The sequence below is a fragment of the Streptantibioticus cattleyicolor NRRL 8057 = DSM 46488 genome, from assembly GCF_000240165.1.
Classification (GTDB): Bacteria; Actinomycetota; Actinomycetes; order Streptomycetales; family Streptomycetaceae; genus Streptantibioticus; species Streptantibioticus cattleyicolor.
On the sequence record NC_017586.1, the window covers coordinates 3,630,210 to 3,647,517 of the forward strand.

Annotated in this window: 12 protein-coding genes; 9 read left to right on the plus strand and 3 right to left on the minus strand. The window is 73.6% G+C overall.

Annotated features, from left to right (window positions below; all coding sequences use genetic code 11):
• Positions 1–53 precede the first annotated feature (53 nt).
• The 8 genes from SCATT_RS16135 (at position 54) to mgtA (ending at position 11,150) form a co-directional block, all read left to right on the plus strand.
• Positions 54–845 carry a redox-sensing transcriptional repressor Rex gene (locus SCATT_RS16135; protein WP_014144145.1) on the plus strand — a complete coding sequence of 264 codons (792 nt, stop codon included), beginning with the start codon at positions 54–56 and terminating at the stop codon, positions 843–845.
• A complete protein-coding gene (locus SCATT_RS16140; protein WP_014144146.1) occupies positions 842–2,170 on the plus strand; it encodes a glutamyl-tRNA reductase in 1,329 nt (442 codons plus the stop codon). The genes SCATT_RS16135 and SCATT_RS16140 overlap by 4 nt, the downstream gene beginning before the upstream one ends.
• Positions 2,167–3,150, plus strand: a complete 984-nt coding sequence (hemC, locus tag SCATT_RS16145; RefSeq protein ID WP_014144147.1) for a hydroxymethylbilane synthase — start codon at positions 2,167–2,169, stop codon at positions 3,148–3,150. Before SCATT_RS16140 ends, hemC begins: the two co-directional genes overlap by 4 nt.
• On the plus strand, positions 3,147–4,766 hold the full coding sequence (locus SCATT_RS16150) for a bifunctional uroporphyrinogen-III C-methyltransferase/uroporphyrinogen-III synthase (RefSeq protein ID WP_014144148.1): 1,620 nt from the start codon (positions 3,147–3,149) through the stop codon (positions 4,764–4,766). Before hemC ends, SCATT_RS16150 begins: the two co-directional genes overlap by 4 nt.
• Positions 4,763–5,755 (plus strand): porphobilinogen synthase, encoded by a 993-nt coding sequence (hemB, locus tag SCATT_RS16155; RefSeq protein WP_014144149.1) that lies wholly within the window; start codon positions 4,763–4,765, stop codon positions 5,753–5,755. Before SCATT_RS16150 ends, hemB begins: the two co-directional genes overlap by 4 nt.
• 255 nt (positions 5,756–6,010) lie before the next feature.
• Positions 6,011–7,495, plus strand: a complete 1,485-nt coding sequence (locus SCATT_RS16160; RefSeq protein ID WP_014144150.1) for a helix-turn-helix domain-containing protein — start codon at positions 6,011–6,013, stop codon at positions 7,493–7,495.
• A 753-nt stretch (positions 7,496–8,248) separates the two neighbouring features.
• Entirely contained in the window at positions 8,249–8,605 is a 357-nt protein-coding gene (locus tag SCATT_RS16165) for an ArsR/SmtB family transcription factor (protein ID WP_014144151.1), read from the plus strand.
• Complete coding sequence (gene mgtA, locus SCATT_RS16170; protein WP_014144152.1) at positions 8,589–11,150, plus strand: magnesium-translocating P-type ATPase; 2,562 nt, start codon at positions 8,589–8,591, stop codon at positions 11,148–11,150. The genes SCATT_RS16165 and mgtA overlap by 17 nt, the downstream gene beginning before the upstream one ends.
• Here the strand turns inward: mgtA and SCATT_RS16175 are convergent.
• Positions 11,141–12,730, minus strand: coding sequence for an LCP family protein (locus tag SCATT_RS16175; RefSeq protein WP_078590764.1), 1,590 nt, complete (start codon positions 12,728–12,730; stop codon positions 11,141–11,143). The genes mgtA and SCATT_RS16175 overlap by 10 nt on opposite strands.
• A gap of 133 nt (positions 12,731–12,863) precedes the next feature.
• Entirely contained in the window at positions 12,864–14,621 is a 1,758-nt protein-coding gene (gene argS, locus SCATT_RS16180) for an arginine--tRNA ligase (protein ID WP_014144154.1), read from the minus strand.
• 164 nt (positions 14,622–14,785) lie between these two features.
• Between argS and lysS the strand changes: the two genes are divergently transcribed.
• On the plus strand, positions 14,786–16,441 hold the full coding sequence (gene lysS / locus SCATT_RS16185; protein WP_014144155.1) for a lysine--tRNA ligase: 1,656 nt from the start codon (positions 14,786–14,788) through the stop codon (positions 16,439–16,441).
• 71 nt (positions 16,442–16,512) lie between these two features.
• Here lysS and SCATT_RS16190 read toward each other — a convergent pair whose 3' ends face one another.
• A complete protein-coding gene (locus SCATT_RS16190; RefSeq protein WP_014144156.1) occupies positions 16,513–17,268 on the minus strand; it encodes a hypothetical protein in 756 nt (251 codons plus the stop codon).
• Between the last annotated feature and the right edge of the window lie 40 nt (positions 17,269–17,308).

The following is a 17,308-nucleotide window of genomic DNA, read 5'->3' on the forward strand; positions in this document are numbered from 1 at the left end:
GGGGCGGTCCCAACGGTGGTCGCCCGCAGCCCAGCTCTACCCGCAGGAGCATCGTGGCAACTGGCCGAACTCACCGACCGGCGACCCGGAGCCGAGGGATCCCCGAGGCCACCGTCGCCAGGCTTCCGCTGTACCTGCGGGCGCTCACCGCTCTGTCGGAGCGGTCCGTACCCACGGTCTCCTCGGAGGAACTCGCCGCCGCGGCGGGGGTCAACTCCGCGAAGCTGCGCAAGGACTTCAGCTACCTCGGGTCGTACGGCACCCGGGGCGTCGGGTACGACGTCGAGTACCTCGTGTACCAGATCTCCCGTGAGCTCGGCCTGACCCAGGACTGGCCCGTGGTGATCGTCGGTATCGGTAACCTCGGCGCGGCGCTCGCCAACTACGGCGGTTTCGCCTCCCGCGGCTTCCGGGTCGCGGCGCTGATAGACGCGGACCCGGCGCTCTCCGGGCGGATGGTGGCCGGGCTGCCGGTGCGCCACACCGACGAGCTGGAGGCGATCGTCGCCGACAACCAGGTGTCGATCGGCGTGATCGCCACCCCGGCCGGCGCCGCCCAGGAGGTGTGCGACCGGCTGGTGGCCGCCGGGGTCACCTCGATCCTCAACTTCGCCCCGACCGTGCTCGCGGTGCCGGACGGCGTCGACGTCCGCAAGGTCGACCTGTCGATAGAGCTGCAGATCCTCGCCTTCCACGAGCAGCGCAAGGCCGGTGAGGAACTCGACGGCGCGGTCGCCGCCACCCGCCGCCCGCTGCCGAAGGCCGACGGCGCCCCCGCCGCCCGGCCCGCGGGGGACGAGCGCCCTGGACCTGACGGGGACCTGCCCGCCGTGATGCCGGCATGAGTCTGCTCGTCGTCGGGCTCAGTCACCGCAGCGCACCCGTGAGCGTCCTGGAGCGCGCCGCGCTGACCACGGACGCCAAGGCCAAGCTGCTCCAGGACACGCTGGCCGCCGAACCGGCCGCCGAGGCCGCGGTGCTGGGCACCTGCAACCGCATCGAGCTCTACGCCGAGGTGGACAAGTTCCACGCCGGCGTCGCCGAGCTGTCCACGCTGCTCGCGCTGCACAGCGGCGTCGCGCTGGAGGAGCTGACCCCGCACCTGTACGTCCACTACGAGGACCGGGCGGTGCACCACCTGTTCTCGGTGGCGTGCGGGCTGGACTCCATGGTGGTGGGCGAGGGCCAGATCCTCGGCCAGATCAAGGACGCGCTCGGGCTCGGCCAGGAGCTGCACACCGCGGGACGCAACCTCAACGACCTGTTCCAGCAGGCGCTGCGGGTGGGCAAGCGGGCGCACAGCGAGACCGGGATCGACAAGGCCGGGCAGTCGCTGGTCACCTTCGGGCTGGCCGAGCTGACCCGGGTCACCGGTGAGCTGCCCGGCAAGCGTGCCCTGGTGGTGGGCGCGGGCTCGATGTCGTCGCTGGCGGCGGCGACGCTGGCGCGCGCCGGGGTGAGCGAGCTGGTGGTGGCCAACCGCACGCTGGAGCGCGCCGAGCGGCTGGCGCAGTCGCTGGGCGGACGCGCGGTGCCGTTCTCCGCCGTGCCGCACGAGCTGGCCGCCGCCGACGTGGTGGTCTCGTGCACCGGCGCGACCGGCCTGGTGCTGGACGCCGAGACGGTCACCGCGGCGCTGGCGCAGCGTGCCGCCGCCGGTCCGCTGGGCCTGCTGGACCTGGCGATGCCGCGGGACGTGGACGGTGCCGTGCACGAGCTGCCCGGCGCCCACCTGGTGGACATCGAGGACCTCGCCGCGGCCTCCGCGGACGCCCCGATGGCCGCCGACGTGGACGCGGTGCGCCGGATCGTGGCCGCCGAGGTCACCGCGTTCGGCGCGGCCCAGCGGGCGGCCCGGATCACCCCGACCGTGGTGGCGCTGCGCACCATGGCGGCCGACGTGGTCAGCGCGGAGCTGGCCCGGCTGGACGGCCGCCTCCCCGATCTGGACGACAAGGAGCGCGCGGAGATCACCCAGACCGTGCGCCGGGTCGTCGACAAGCTCCTGCACGCGCCCACCGTGCGGGTCAAGCAGCTCGCGGGGGAACCCGGCGGCGCCGGGTACGCCGACGCGCTGCGTGAACTGTTCGACCTCGACCCGCAGGCGGTGGCCGCCGTGAGCCGGGCCGATTCCGTGGGCACGCAAGACTCGAATCGAGGCAAGAAATGACCGCGACGCGCAGCGCGCAGGCGCTGCGGCTGGGCACTCGGCGCAGCAAGCTGGCGATGGCCCAGTCGGGCATGGTCGCCGACCAGGTGGCCCGGGTGACCGGCCGCCCGGTGGAGCTGGTGGAGATCACCACCTACGGCGACACCTCCCGGGAGGCGCTGGCGCAGATCGGCGGCACCGGGGTGTTCGTCTCGGCGCTGCGCGAGGCGCTGCTGGCCGGGGAGATCGACTTCGCCGTCCACTCGTTGAAGGACCTGCCGACCGCCGCCCCGAAGGGGCTGCTGCTGGCCGCCGTCCCGGTCCGTGAGGACCCCCGGGACGCGCTGGTGGCCAGGGACGGGCTGACCTTCGCCGGGCTGCCGGAGGGCGCCCGGGTCGGTACCGGCTCGCCGCGCCGGATGGCCCAGCTCAACGCGTGGGCGCGGGCGCTGGGCCGGCGTATCGAGACCGTGCCGATCCGCGGCAACGTCGACACCCGGATCGGGTACGTCACCTCCGGTGAGCTGGACGCCGTGGTGCTGGCGGCGGCCGGGCTGAGCCGGCTGGGCCGGCTGGACGTGGTCACCGAGTACCTGGCCACCGACGAGGTGCTGCCCGCTCCCGGCCAGGGAGCGCTGGCCGTCGAATGCGCCGCGGGTGACGCGGGGCTGGCGGCGCTGCTCGGCGAGCTCGACGACCCGGTGACCCGGGCCGCCGTGACCGCCGAGCGATCCCTGCTCGCCGCCCTGGAGGCCGGCTGTTCCGCCCCGGTGGGCGCGCTGGCCGAGCCGGGGGTCCCCGGTGACGGGGACGACGAGTCCGTAACCGAGCTGCGCCTGCGCGGTGTCGTCGGCACGACCGACGGCAGCGAGCTGGTGCAGATGTCCGCCACCGGCACCCTGTCGGCATCCCTGGACGAGGCCGCGGCGCTGGGCCGCTGGCTCGCCGAGGACATGCTGGCCAAGGGCGCGTCCGGTCTGATGGGGGAGCGAGCACGATGAGCCCCACCGCCACGCACAAGCCTGCCGCAGGGCACGTCACCTTCCTGGGTGCCGGGCCCGGTGACCCCGGGCTGTTGACACTGCGCGCCGTGGAGGCGCTGGCCGACGCGGATGTGCTGGTCGCCGACCCGCGGGTGCTCGACGTGGTGCGCAGGCACGCGCCCGCCGCGACGGAGGCACCGGAACTGACCGCGCTGGACGGCACCTCGGGCGCCGCCGCGCACGCCTCCAAGCTTGTCATGGCGTCCGCGAGCAACGGCAAGCGGGTGGTCCGCGCGGTCGCCGGCGACCCCGGGCTGGACGGCGGCGCCGCCGAGGAGATGCTGGCCTGCGCCAAGGCCGGTATCCCGTTCGAGGTGGTGCCGGGTATCGCCAACGCCGTCGGGGTGCCCGCGTACGCGGGGGTGCCGATCGGCGGTGACGTGCGGTTCCTGGACGGCACGACGGCGGACGCGCGCTGCTGGGCGGAGGCGGGCGCCTCCGACGCGACCCTGGTGGTCAGCACCACGCTGGAGGCGGTGGCCGGACACGCGGCCGAGCTGATCGCGGCCGGCCGCAAGCCGGACACCTTGCTGACCGTCACGGTGGCGGGCACCACGACCCGGCAGCGGACCTGGACCGCCACGCTGGCCACGATCGCCGCCGAGCTGAAGGCCACCAAGGCGTTGCCGGCCGCCGAGCCGGGGCAGGCGGCGATAGCCGTGGTCGGGGAGCGGGCGCTGGCCGACCGCGACCACCTGTCGTGGTTCGAGACCAAGCCGCTGTTCGGCTGGCGGGTGCTGGTGCCGCGCACCAAGGAGCAGGCCGCCTCCCTCTCCGACCAGCTGCGTTCCTACGGCGCGGTGCCGCACGAGGTGCCGACCATCGCGGTGGAGCCGCCGCGTACCCCGCAGCAGATGGAGCGGGCGGTCAAGGGTCTGGTGACCGGGCGGTACGAGTGGATCGCCTTCACCTCGGTCAACGCCGTCAAGGCGGTGCGGGAGAAGTTCGAGGAGTACGGGCTGGACGCCCGGGCGTTCGCCGGGATCAAGGTGGCCGCGGTCGGCGAGCAGACCGCCAAGGCGCTGGTGGACTTCGGCGTCAAGCCGGACCTGGTGCCCTCCGGTGAGCAGTCGGCGGCCGGGCTGCTGGAGGACTGGCCGCCGTACGACCCGGTGTTCGACCCGATCGACCGGGTGTTCCTGCCGCGCGCCGACATCGCCACCGAGACGCTGGTGGCCGGCCTGATCGAGCTGGGCTGGGAGGTGGACGACGTGACCGCGTACCGGACGGTGCGCGCCTCGCCGCCGCCGGCCGAGACCCGGGAGGCGATCAAGGGCGGCGGGTTCGACGCCGTGCTGTTCACCTCTTCGAGTACGGTGCGCAACCTGGTCGGCATCGCCGGCAAGCCGCACAACGTCACGGTGATCGCCTGCATCGGCCCGGCCACCGCGAAGACGGCCGAGGAGCACGGGCTGCGGGTGGACGTGATGGCGCCGGAGCCGTCGGTGCACGCGCTCGCCGAGGCGCTGGCAGACTTCGGCCGGGCGCGCCGGGCGGCGGCGGTGGAGGCCGGCGACCCGGTGACCCGGCCCAGTGAGCGCCGTCCCGGCGCACGGAGGAGGGCCCGCGGATGAGTGGGAACGAAGCACCGGTGGTCCGGCCGCGGCGGCTGCGGACCACCCCGGCGATGCGCCGGATGGTGGCGGAGACGCGGCTGCACCCGGCCGATCTGATCCTGCCCGCCTTCGTGCGGGAGGGCATCGACGAGCCGGTGGCCATCGGTTCGATGCCGGGGGTGTACCAGCACACCCGGGACTCGCTGCGCAAGGCGGCGGCCGAGGCGGTGGCGGCCGGGGTGGGCGGCATCATGCTCTTCGGGGTGCCGCTGCACAAGGACGCGACCGGCTCCCAGGGCACCGACCCGGACGGCATCCTCCAGGTGGCGATCAGGGACGTGAAGGCCGAGGTCGGCGACGACCTGGTGATCATGTCCGATCTGTGTCTGGACGAGTTCACCGACCACGGTCACTGCGGGGTGCTGGACGAGCGCGGCCGGGTGGACAACGACGCCACGCTGGAGCGGTACGCGCAGATGGCCCGGGTCCAGGCGGACGCGGGGGTGCACGTGGTGGGCCCCAGCGGCATGATGGACGGCCAGGTACGGGTGGTCCGCGCCGCGCTGGACGCCGCCGGCCACCAGGACGTGTCGATCCTGGCGTACACCGCCAAGTACGCGTCGGCGTTCTACGGCCCGTTCCGCGAGGCGGTCAACTCCTCGCTGCGCGGGGACCGTAAGACGTACCAGCAGGATCCGGCCAATGCGCGCGAGTCGCTGCGCGAGCTGGAGCTGGACCTGGCCGAGGGCGCCGACATGGTGATGGTCAAGCCCGCCCTGCCGTATCTGGACATTCTGCGGCAGATCGCCGACGCGGTGGACGTGCCGGTGGCGGCGTACCAGATCTCCGGCGAGTACGCGATGGTGGAGGCGGCGGCGGCCAACGGCTGGATCGACCGGGACCGGGCGATCATGGAGACGCTGACCGGGATCCGGCGGGCCGGCGCGGGCATGGTGCTGACCTACTGGGCGACCGAGGCGGCGCTGCGGTTGCGTCGCGGGGAGTGAGGGAACCTCCCGGTTCCCCGATGTGAGGGCGGACGGGCAAGGCCGTGGGTACGCACGGCCGGCCCGTCCGCCCTTTTGTGCGTCCACGCGCCGTGGGGGTCGGCGGGAAACCGCCACCGGCCGCCGCGAGGGCGGGTGACATCCGGCCACCCCGTTAACGGAATACGTCAACTCACCTTTACAGTACGGGAGTTGTAAGGACGTTCGACGGGGGAAGCGCGTGACGTACGCCCGTGGCTGGAGGAGCGCAGCGCGATGACGACGACGGCGAAGTCGCCGGCCCTTGCCGAGCCGATCGCGCGTGGCAGCCGCCGGTGCAACCGGTGCGGCTGCCTGCTCAGCGCGTACAACACCGACGAGCACTGCGGGGCCTGCGCCCGGGCCGCGCTCCCGCCGGCCGAGGGCACCCCGCGGGTGCCGCCCCGGGTGTGGGCCGACCCGGAGGTCAGGGAGGCGCTGGCCGCCTGGAACTTCGGCCAGGTCAGCCGCCTGGTACGGCAGCGCGGTTCGATACGGCAGGAGGACGTGGCCCAGCTGACCGGGCTCAGCCAGGGGTTCTTGTCCATGCTGGAGTCCGGGGCGCGCCGGCTGACCAGCATCGACCGGATCGTGGACTTCCTGGACGGGCTGGCGGTGCCGGCGGATCTGGTGCGGGTGCCGCGGCGCCGCCCGGTACCGCGCAGCGCGGTGGTCCCGGCGCAGCCCGGCCCGTCGGCCGTCGAGGGGCGGCGCGCGGAGCCGGAGGGGCAGTGGACGGCCGAGCAGGCGGTGGCGGCGCTGGCCGAGGCGACCGCGGCTGCCAGCGGCCCCGGCGCCGGTCCGCGTCCGCCGGACGTGGCCGCGGTGGCCCGCCGATGGGCCACCGCGCCCCCCGGCCGACTGGTCAGCAAGGGGCCGGCCGGGGTGGAGGTGCCGCCGGAACTGCTGGACCAGCTCCAGGCCACCACCGATCTGCTGCGCCGGATGGACGGCGAGTACGGCGGCGGCGGCCTCGCCCAGGCCGGCACCGCCCATCTCGCCGTCGTGGTGGGCCTGTTGCGCAACGGGCAGTACGGGCCGGAGGCCGGGCAGCGGCTGGCGGTGGTGGCCGCCGACGCGGCCGGGCAGGCGGGCTGGTACCAACTGGACGCCGGTCGGCCGGGCCCCGGCCAGCGGCTGATGGCGGCCGGACTGCGGGTCGCGCACGCCGGCGGGGACACCCGGACCGGCGCCGGCATCCTGGCGCACCTGGCGGTGAGCGCCTACGCGGTGGGCCGTCCGCAGGCGACCGTGGAGGCGGCCCGCACCGGCCGGGAACGCACCGCGGAACTGGACGCGCCGGCGCTCCACGTGCTGCTGCTCACCTGGGAGGCGCGCGGCCACGCCAAGCTCGGCCGGCGCCGCGAGGCGCTGCGCGCGCTCGGGCTCGCCGCCGAACTGTGCATCCGCGGACGCGGCCCGGACGACCCGCCGGCGCTGGCCGAACCGGCGGAGGGCGACATCCACGCCCAGGCCGGCAGCTGCCACCTGGACCTCGGCGACCACCAGCAGGCGGCGGCCTCGCTGCTGCTGGCCGTCGAGAAACTGCGCCCGGCGCAGGTGCGGGCCCGCGCCGTGGCACTGGCTCGCGCCGCGGTCGCCCGACTGCGGCTCGGGGACCGCGTCGGGGCGCGGGAACCTGCCGCACGGGCGCGGGAGTTGGCGGTCCGCGTGAGGTCGGCATGCCTGGACGAATTGCTGCGGGCGCTCCCAGAGGGGTAGCGCTCACGCTGGCGTCAGCCACGGACTCCTCGGGGTGCGCCCGATTCCGCTTCGTCGTGATTGGCGTCACTGATGTTCCCCCCGCCCACCCGTGGCTGTATTCGCATAGCGCGGGGTGCGCACTGTCTGCCTGGGTTCCCGGGGGCCCTCCGGGGTGACTCCTCGCTCCGCGTATCCGCCACGGTTGCGCTCCGGCTGCTGGGTCGCTGCGAGGACACCCCTGCACGCCCCCGTTCTGTTGCGTTCCGCGCTGCGGCACGGGGTGGGTGAGAAAAAGATCGGGGTGACCCCAACCTCCTATCTCACCCTCTCCCGCGAAGAGAGGCACCCGCGCGACGGCGGGAGGGGGTGTGTCGGGGGTGTCCCCGCAGCGACCCAGCAGCCGGAGCGCAACCGTGGCGGATACGGGGAGCGAGGAGTCACCCCCGGCGCGCCCCGACCCCATACCGGGCATAGGCGAAGCCCACCCCGTGCCGAACCAGACCAAAACCCCACCACCCACCCACCAACCCGCGCCCGCCGGAGGCACCCCGGCACCCCGAACCGGGCGAACCGGTCATCACGCAAGGCTGGCGGCGGCCCGGGCGCCGCGGGGATCCGGGGTTACCCCCGCCACCACGGGGCCGACGGGGCAACCCCGGCGCCCTGAAACGGGCGAACCCGGCCACGGAGCAATGGCTGACCGCAAGCGCGGGCGAACCCGTAGACTGGGGGTCTTTGCAGGGCCGGGTGACGCGGACGGGAGGGTGGACGGTGGCCTCATCAGGGGGCGCGGAGTTCGCCGATCCGCCCGCCGATCTGTTGCAGGAAGCCGCCGCCGCGTTCGGGCTGCTCGCCTCACCGGCCCGGCTGCACATCGTGTGGGTGCTGGCGCAGGGCGAGTGCGACGTGACCGGGCTCGCCGAGCGGGTCGGTGGCGCGTTGCCGGCGGTCAGCCAGCATCTGGCCAAGTTGAAGCTGGCCGGTCTGGTGCGCTCCCGGCGCGAGGGGCGGCGGCAGGTGTACCTGGTGGACGACCCCGACGTGGTGACCATCGTGCGGCTGATGGTCGGCCAGCTCGCCGATCGCCGTTCCGGGCGGCCGGAGCGCCTGCGTGGCCTCGGCGCGTAGCGCCGCGGAGCCGGGCGGGCCCAAGGTGCCGCCGGACGCCGGGCTCACCCCGTTGGAGGTGCTGCGGCGGCTGGATTCCCGGCCGCGCGGGCTGCTGGAGTCGGAGGCGGCCGAGCGGCTGGCCCGGTACGGCGAGAACACGGTGGCGGCGGCCCGCCCGGCCTCCTGGGCACGGCGGCTGCTGCGTACCGCGCGTGATCCGTTCACCGCGGTGCTGCTGGTGCTCGGGGTGGTCTCGGCGGCGGTGGGCGCGTGGGGCACCGCGGCGGTCATCGGCACGCTGGTGGCGGTCAGTTGTGTGCTGCGGTCGGCGGGGGAGTACCGGGCGGACCGGTCGGCGGCGGCGCTGCGGGAGCTGGTGGCGGGCACCTCGACGGTGCAGCGGCGGGCCGCCGAGGGGGCGGCGCCGCTCGCCCGTGAGGTGCCGGTGGAGCAGGTGGTGCCGGGGGACGTGGTGCGGCTGGGCCCCGGTGACCTCGTCCCGGCCGATCTGCGGCTGCTGCGGGCCGACGGGCTCACCGTCCACCAGGCGGCGCTGACCGGGGAGTCGGCGCCGGTGCCCAAGTACGTGCCGGCCGGGGCGCCCGCCGGCGGGGTGTCGCTGTTCGAGCAGCCGCAGTTGTGTTTCGCCGGGACCAGCGTGGTGGCCGGCACCGGTACCGGTGTGGTGACGGCGACCGGCGCGGACACCCGGTTCGCCGCGGCGCAGCCGCCGGAGGGCAGGCGGTCGGGGGCCTTCGACGCCTGCGTCAACAGCATCTCGTGGACGCTGATCCGGTTCATGCTGCTGGCCGCGCCGCTGGTGCTGGCCACCGGGGCGCTGATGCGCGGCCGGGGGCTGGAGATCTGGCCGTTCGCGGTGGCGGTGGCGGTGGGGCTCACCCCGGAGATGCTGCCGGTGGTGGTGACCACGGCGCTGGTGCGCGGCGCGACCGAGCTGGCGCGCCGGGGCCGGGTGATCCTGCGGCGGCTGCCCGCCCTGCACGACCTGGGCGCGATGGACGTGCTGTGCACCGACAAGACCGGCACGCTCACCCAGGAGACGCTCAGTGTGGAGTGCTCGCTGGGCCCGGACGGGCGGCCGGATCCGGCGGTGCTGCGCTGGGCGGCCGTCAACAGCCTGTGGACGGTGCGGCTGGCCGAGCTGCCGGTGCCGGATCCGCTGGACGAGGCGATCTGGCGGGCGGCCGAGGACGTCGGCGAGGCGGCCGGGGTCGAGGTGATCCCGTTCGACCCGGTGCGCCGGCTGGCCACCGCGGTGGTGACGGTGCCGGCCCGGCCCGGCCGCCACACGCTGGTGGTCAAGGGCGCGGTCGAGGACGTGGTGGAGCGCTGCGTGATGGACGCGCGGGCGCGGGCGCGGGTGCTGGGCCTCGCCGAACAGCTGGCCGGGCAGGGGCTGCGACTGCTGGCGGTGGCCACCGCCGACCGGGCGGCCCGGGCCCGCCGCTACACCCCGGCCGACGAGCGCGGGCTGACCTTCACCGGACTCGTGGGGATCAGGGACACCCCCGCGCCCACCGCCGCCGCGGCGCTGGCCGCGCTCGCCCGCCGCGGGGTCAAGGTCACCGTGCTCACCGGCGACCACCCCGGCACCGCCGCCCGGGCCTGCCGTGACCTGGGGCTCGACCCGGGCGAGGTGGTCACCGGGGAGCGGATCGACGCGCTGGACGACGCGGCGCTGGCCGAGGTGGCGACCGCCACCACCGTCTTCGCCCGGTGCACCCCGGCGCACAAGGCGCGGATCGTCGGCGCGCTGCGCCGCGCCGGGCGCACGGTGGGCTTCCTGGGCGACGGGGTCAACGACGTGCCGGCGCTGCACGCGGCCGACGTCGGGCTGTGCCCGCGCGGCGCGGTGGACGTCACCCGGCAGGCGGCCGACGTGGTGCTGGCGGAGAAGGACCTGACCGCGATCGATCTGGCGGTGGGGCTGGGCCGGCGCAGCACCGCCAACATCGCCACGTATCTGCGGGTGGCGGTCTCCTCCAACCTGGGCAACGTGCTGTCGATGCTGGTGGCCGGGGTGCTGGTGCCGTTCCTGCCGATGCTGCCGGCGCAGGTGCTGGTGCAGAACCTGTGCTTCGACGCGGCGCAGGCGTCGTTCGCGGTGGACCGCCCGGATCCGGCGATGTGCCGTCGTCCGCTGCTGCTGCGCCCGCGCGCGTTCACCCGGTACGTGGCCGTCTTCGGGCTGCTCAACTCGGCGGCGGACGTGGCCACCTTCGCGGTGCTCTCGGCGGTGGCCGGGGGTGAACAGGCCTTCCACACCGGGTGGTTCACCGAGAACCTGATGACGCAGGGGCTGGTGATGCTGATGCTGCGCACCGGACGCGGGCGGGTGCCGCGTCCGGTGCGGCTGGCGGCGGCCGTGCTGGCCGCCGCCGGGCTGCTGCTGCCGCTGTCGCCGCTGGCCGGGGCGCTGGGGATGCGTCCGCTGCCGGTCCTCTACCACCTGCTGCTGGCGGGGGTGCTGGCGGCGTACGCGGGGGCGTTGCTGCTGGCGCGCCGGTCGGCGGTGGGCCGGGCCGGCGCCGGTCAGCCGTAGGAGATGTTGGAGCAGGGGTTCTCGTCGGCGGAGCGGGCCTGCTTGGCATCGTCGGCCGGGAGCGCGCTGGGCGGGGCGGAGGACGGCGTGCCGCCGGTGTCGCTGGTGCCGGCCTGCTGGGCGTAGTCCTGGCCGACCACGAGGTTGATCCCGGAGGTGGCGGTCTGCCGCAGCTGGGCGCCGGGGAAGAGCTTGGCGAGGTTCTGGGCGGCTGCCAGCCGGCCGGCGCCGTACTGGACCTCGGTGACGGCGTGGTCGCGGGTGTGGGCGTCGCCGGTGCCGGTGACGGTGAAGTCGGCGCCGCGCAGCTTCTCGGCGGCCTTGCCGGCCAGGCCGGTGGTGAAGGTGCCGTTGTAGACGGCGACGGCGGTGCCGGAGCCGTCGACGTGGGCGTCGGCCTGGGCGGTGGAGGCGGACGCGGAGGGCTTCTTCTTGCCGCCGCTGGCGTCCTTGCCGTCGAGCGTGCGGTCGGCGCGCAGGGTGGCCCACAACGTGTCGACGTCGGGGTGGACCAGGGCCACGCGCTTGCCGAGGTAACGCCAGGGGGCGGTGATGAACTGGATGTTGTGCAGGTCGATGTCCTTCATCGACATGGCGAAGGACATCAGCTTCTCCGCGGAGCCGAGGCCGGGGTCGACGGTCATCGACTTGGTGGCCGCGTCGGCCAGCGGCAGCAGGGTGGTGGGGCTGAGCCCCTGGCCCTTGACCTTCTTGATCAGCTGGGAGAGGAACGCCTGCTGGCGCTTCATCCGGCCGATGTCGGAGTTGTCGCCGATGCCGTGCCGCAGCCGTACGTAGTCCAGCGCCTTCTGGCCGGAGACGTTCTGCTCGCCCTTGGGCAGGACCAGGGAGCCCCGGTGGCCGAGGTTGGGGTTCATGTCGCCCTGGTAGATGTTGTTGGGCACGCAGACCTCGACGCCGTTCACGGCGGAGGTCATCGCGGCGAACCCCTTGAAGTCGACCACCATGGTGTGGTCCACCCGCAGCCCGGTCAGCTTCTCCACCGTGTTCTGGGTGCACGCGGGGTTGCCGACGGTGGAATTGCCCTGCGTGAAGGCGGAGTTGAACATCGCCGAGGGCTGCTCGGCGGTCCACTTGCCGTCCGGCAGCAGGCAGGGCGGGATGTCGACCAGGGAGTCACGGGGTATGGAGACGCCGACCGCGTGCTTCCCGTCGGAGTAGACGTGCAGCAGGATGGTGGTGTCGGAGTGGGCGACGTCGCCGGCGGCGCCGCCGAGCGCGTCGTTGCCGTTGGCGCGCGAGTCCGACCCGATGAGCAGGATGTTCTGGCCCGCGGTGTCCATCGGGCGGTCCTTGCTCAGGCCCTTGCCGTCGAAGGTCTTGATGTTGCCGTTGAGCTTGAGGTAGACCGCGCCCACCCCGGCCACCAGCAGTACGGCGACCGACAAGGTGATCACCGCGGCCTTGCGGCCCCGTCGTTTGCGCTTGCGACCGCGCGCGGGTGGCTGCGGGTCACGCTGCCGCGCGGCACGGCGGCCGGATTCGCGGTCGTCGCGGCGGCGGCTGCCGCCCTGCCGTCCGTCCCGCCCCCCGGTCACTGCGCCATGGCTGCCTGTCATGTTCACACCCTTGTCTCCACGACTTCCTGGTGGGAAGACGATCGGTCCGGGCTTTTGGTTCGCCACTTGCGCAAGGGCCCAAGTACGCGGACAAGCCCCCCGGAACGGTATCCGGGGGGCCTGAGAAACCTTCTTAGAGCCGCTCGGGCGTCCGGATGCCGAGCAGCGCCATCCCTTGGTGCAGCGTACGGGCGGTGAGGTCGCAGAGGAACAGCCGGTTCTCCACGAGCTGCGGCGACTCCGCCTTCAGCACCGGGCACTGGTCGTAGAAGGTGGTGTACGCCGACGCCAGCGCGTACAGGTACGACGCCAGCTTGTGCGGCTCGTAGCTCTCGGCGACCGCGGCGAGCGTCTCGCCGAACTCGTCCAGCAGCAGCCCCAGGGTCCGCTCGGCCGGGGCCAGCGGCAGCTCGGGGTGGGCCACCGGACGCGCCTCGCCGGCCTTGCGCAGGATCGAGCGGATGCGGGCGTAGGCGTACTGGAGGTAGACGCTGGTGTCGCCGTTGAGCGAGACCATCCGGTCCAGGTCGAAGACGTAGTCCCGGCCGAGGGAGGTCGACAGGTCGGCGTACTTGATGGCGCCGATGCCCACCTCGGCGGCGCGCTCGGCGACCTCGGCGTCGGTCAGCTCCTGGCTCTTGGCGCGGATCACCGCGGCGGCCCGCTCCACCGCCTCGTCCAGCAGGTCGACCAGGCGGAAGCTCTCGCCCTCGCGGGTCTTGAACGGCCGGCCGTCCTTGCCGAGCACGGTGCCGAACGGCAGGTGGCGCACGGTGACCTCGTCGGTGAGCCAGCCGGCCCGCCGGGCGGTGGCGAAGACCATCCGGAAGTGGAGCGCCTGGCGGGCGTCGACCACGTACAGCAGGGTGTCGGCGGCCAGTTCGCCGGTGCGGTTGCGGATCGCCGACAGGTCGGTGGCCGCGTAGCCGAAGCCGCCGTCGGCCTTGCGCACGATCAGCGGGACCGGCTCGCCGTCCTTGCCCTTGATGTCGTCGAAGAAGACGCACAGCGCGCCGTTGGAGCGGACCGCGACGCCGGACTTCTCCAGCAGCTCGCAGGTCTCGACGAGCATGTCGTTGTAGGCGCTCTCGCCGACGATGTCCTCGTCGCGGATGGCGATGTCGAGCTTGTCGTAGACCGAGTTGAAGTAGATCTTCGACTCGTCGACGATCTTGTGCCACAGCGCCAGCGTCTCCGGGTCGCCGGCCTGGAGGTCGACCACCCGGCGGCGGGCCCGCTCCTTGAACTCCGGGTCGGCGTCGAAGACCGCGCGGGACGCCTTGTACAGCCGGTTCAGCCGGGACATGGCGCCCTCGCCGCTGTCGCTGTCGGCGGGGTGGTCCAGCTCGTGCGGGTGCTCGATCAGGTACTGGATGAGCATCCCGAACTGGGTGCCCCAGTCGCCGATGTGGTGGCGGCGGACCACCGTCTCGCCGGAGAACTCCAGGATCTTGGCGATGGCGTCGCCGATCACCGAGGAGCGCAGGTGGCCGACGTGCATCTCCTTGGCCACGTTGGGCTGCGCGTAGTCGATCACGGTGCGCCCCGGCTCGGCCTTGACGGCCACGCCCAGCCGGTCGTCGGCGGCGCGGGCGGCGAGCCGGGTGGTGATCGCGGCGTCGGCCACGGTCAGGTTGAGGAAGCCGGGGCCGGAGACCTCGACCTCGGCGAGGACGTCGTCGGCCGGCAGGTGCCCGACCACCTCGGCGGCCAGCTCCCGCGGGTTGGCCTTGGCCTTCTTGGCGATCCCCAGCACCCCGTTGGCCTGGAAGTCCGCCCGGTCGCTACGTCGCAGCAGCGGGTCGGCGCCGGCCGCCGAGGGGCTCGCCGCGGCCAGGGCCGCGGAGACGCGCTGCTGGAGCGAGGCGGTGAGCGAGGGGACCGAGGTCATGGATTGCCGTTCCAGTCGAGGGGAAGGGTCTGATCCCCCCGAGTATCCCATGCCACCCACGGCCCGCCCGGGCCCACGGCCGGTGGCGTCCGGACACCGTCCGGGGATGGGACAATCGAGGGGTGCCCTGCCTTGATAGGGATCCAAGGAAGGAAGTAGAGACTGTGGCTGCCAGCACCGAGGCCGACTGGGTCGCCCGTTTCGCGGATGAGGTCATCGCGGAGGCGGAACGGCGGGCGCCCGGCCAGAAAATCATCTGTGCCTCGGGGATCAGCCCGTCCGGCCCGATCCACCTGGGCAACCTGCGCGAGATCATGGTCCCGCACCTGGTCGCCGACGAGATCAAGCGGCGCGGCATCGACTGCGAGCACATCCTGTCCTGGGACGACTTCGACCGTTACCGCAAGGTGCCGGCCGGCTACGACCCGTCCTACGCCGACCACATCGGCAAGCCGCTGACCTCGGTGCCGGCCCCGGCCGGGTCCCCGTACGCGAGCTGGTCCGACCACTTCAAGGCACCGTTCCGCGCCGCCCTGGCCGAGCTGGGCGTCGAGGTCACCGAGATCAGCCAGACCGAGCAGTACACCGCGGGCACCTACCGGGACCGCGTCCTGCTGGCCATGCGCGAGCGCCACCGCATCGACGAGGTGCTCGGCCGCTACCGCACCAAGAAGAAGCAGGCCGAGGAGCAGGACGACGAGGAGACCGGCACCGCCGCCGACTACTACCCGTACAAGCCCTACTGCGCCGTCTGCGACCGCGACCTGACCACCGTCACCTCCTACGACGAGGAGACCACCGAGCTGGCGTACACCTGCGTGTGCGGCCACGCCGAGACGGTGCGCCTCGCCGAGTTCGACCGGGGCAAGCTGGTGTGGAAGGTCGACTGGCCGATGCGCTGGGCCTTCAAGGGCGTGATGTTCGAGCCCTCCGGCGTGGACCACCAGTCGCCGGGTTCGTCGTGGATGGTCGGCCAGCAGCTGGTGCGCGAGATCTTCGGCGCCGAGCCGCCGATCGGCCCGATGTACGCCTTCGTGGGCATCAGCGGCATGGCCAAGATGTCCAGCTCCAAGGGTGGCGTGCCGACCGCCGAGGACGCGCTGCGGATCATGGAGCCGCAGCTGCTGCGCTGGCTGTACGCCCGCCGCCGGCCCAACCAGGCGTTCAACATCTCCTTCGACCAGGAGATCAGCCGCACCTACGACGAGTGGGACGCGCTGGAGCGCAAGATCGAGTCGGGCACCGCCGCCCCGGTGGACGTGGCCGTGCACTCCCGGGCCGCCCGCACCGCCGCCGGTGAGCTGCCCACCACGCCGCGCAAGCTCCCGTACCGCACGCTCGCCTCGGTGGTCGACATCACCACCGGCGACGAGGAGCAGACGCTGCGCATCCTGCGCGACTTCACCATCGAGGACCCGGTCTCCTCGCTGGAGGAGACCCGGCCGCGGCTGGACAAGGCGTCGGCGTGGGTCTCCACCCACGTCGAGGAGGACCAGCGCACCCGGGTGCGTACCGAGCCGGACCGCGAGACGCTGGCGGCGCTCGGCGACACCGACCGCGAGGCGCTCAAGCTGCTGGTCGAGGGGTTGGACGAGCACTGGTCGCTGGACGGGCTGACCACCTTGGTCTACGGCGTGCCCAAGGTGCAGGCCGGGCTGACGCCGGACGCCAAGCCCACCCCCGAACTCAAGGCGGCGCAGCGGTCGTTCTTCGCCCTGCTGTACCAGCTGCTGGTGGGCCGGGACACCGGTCCGCGGCTGCCCACGCTGCTGCTCGCGGTTGGCGCCGACCGGGTGCGCAAGCTGCTGGCCACCGGCTGAGCCGGATGACGTGACGACGAAGGCCGTCCCCCCGCGAGGGGGGGACGGCCTTCGTCGTCGTCGCGGGTCCGTCAGTGGCTGGAGGCGGAGGCGGACGGCTTGGACTTGGCGGGGGCCGAGGCGGAGGCGGAGGGGGTGGCCTTGGCGGCGGCGAGGGAGGCGACGGCCTGCTTGGCGGCGTCCTGGGCGTCCTGGTTCATCTCGTCGGCCTTGGGCTTGTCGTCGCCCTCCAGGCCGGCGCCGGAGAAATCCACGGTGACCACGGCGTTGGCGCTGCGCACCACCACGGTCGCGTAGTGGTAGTCGGTGTCGTCCTTGGTGGCGTCCCAGGTGAGCAGGGTGGCCTCGTCACCGAGTCCGGAGACCTGGCCGGTCTTGGCGCCGGAGGGCTTGTCGACGTTCTGCACGGCGAGCCGGTAGGCGTTCTTCGCCTGGTCCTCGCCGGAGGCGGCGCCCGGGATGGAGTCGAAGCGCTGGAGGGAGTCGTCGAGGAAGCGGAACTGGTAGCCGTCCAGACCGGTCCAGGAGCAGCCGCCGCGGGTCTTGGGGTCGGATGAGGTGACGGCCTTGCCGGAGGCGTCCTTGGCGCTGGGCACCATCTGCTTGACGGTGTCCTGGGAGATCGCCTTGCACGCGTCGGGCAGCGCGGCGTACTTGTCCGCGGGCAGGCTCGCGGTGGGGGAGGACGAGGGGGCGGACGGCGCCCCGGAGGCGCCCTTGGACGCGTCGTGAGCGCTGCCGGAGCCCGAGGAGCATGCCGTCAGGAGCGCCACCGGTACGGTCGCGCAGGCGAGCAGTCGGGCGAGTCGCTGGGCTGAGCTGTGCATCGGTTCCTCTGTCGTCGTGGGGCGGTTGGTGCGTGACGCG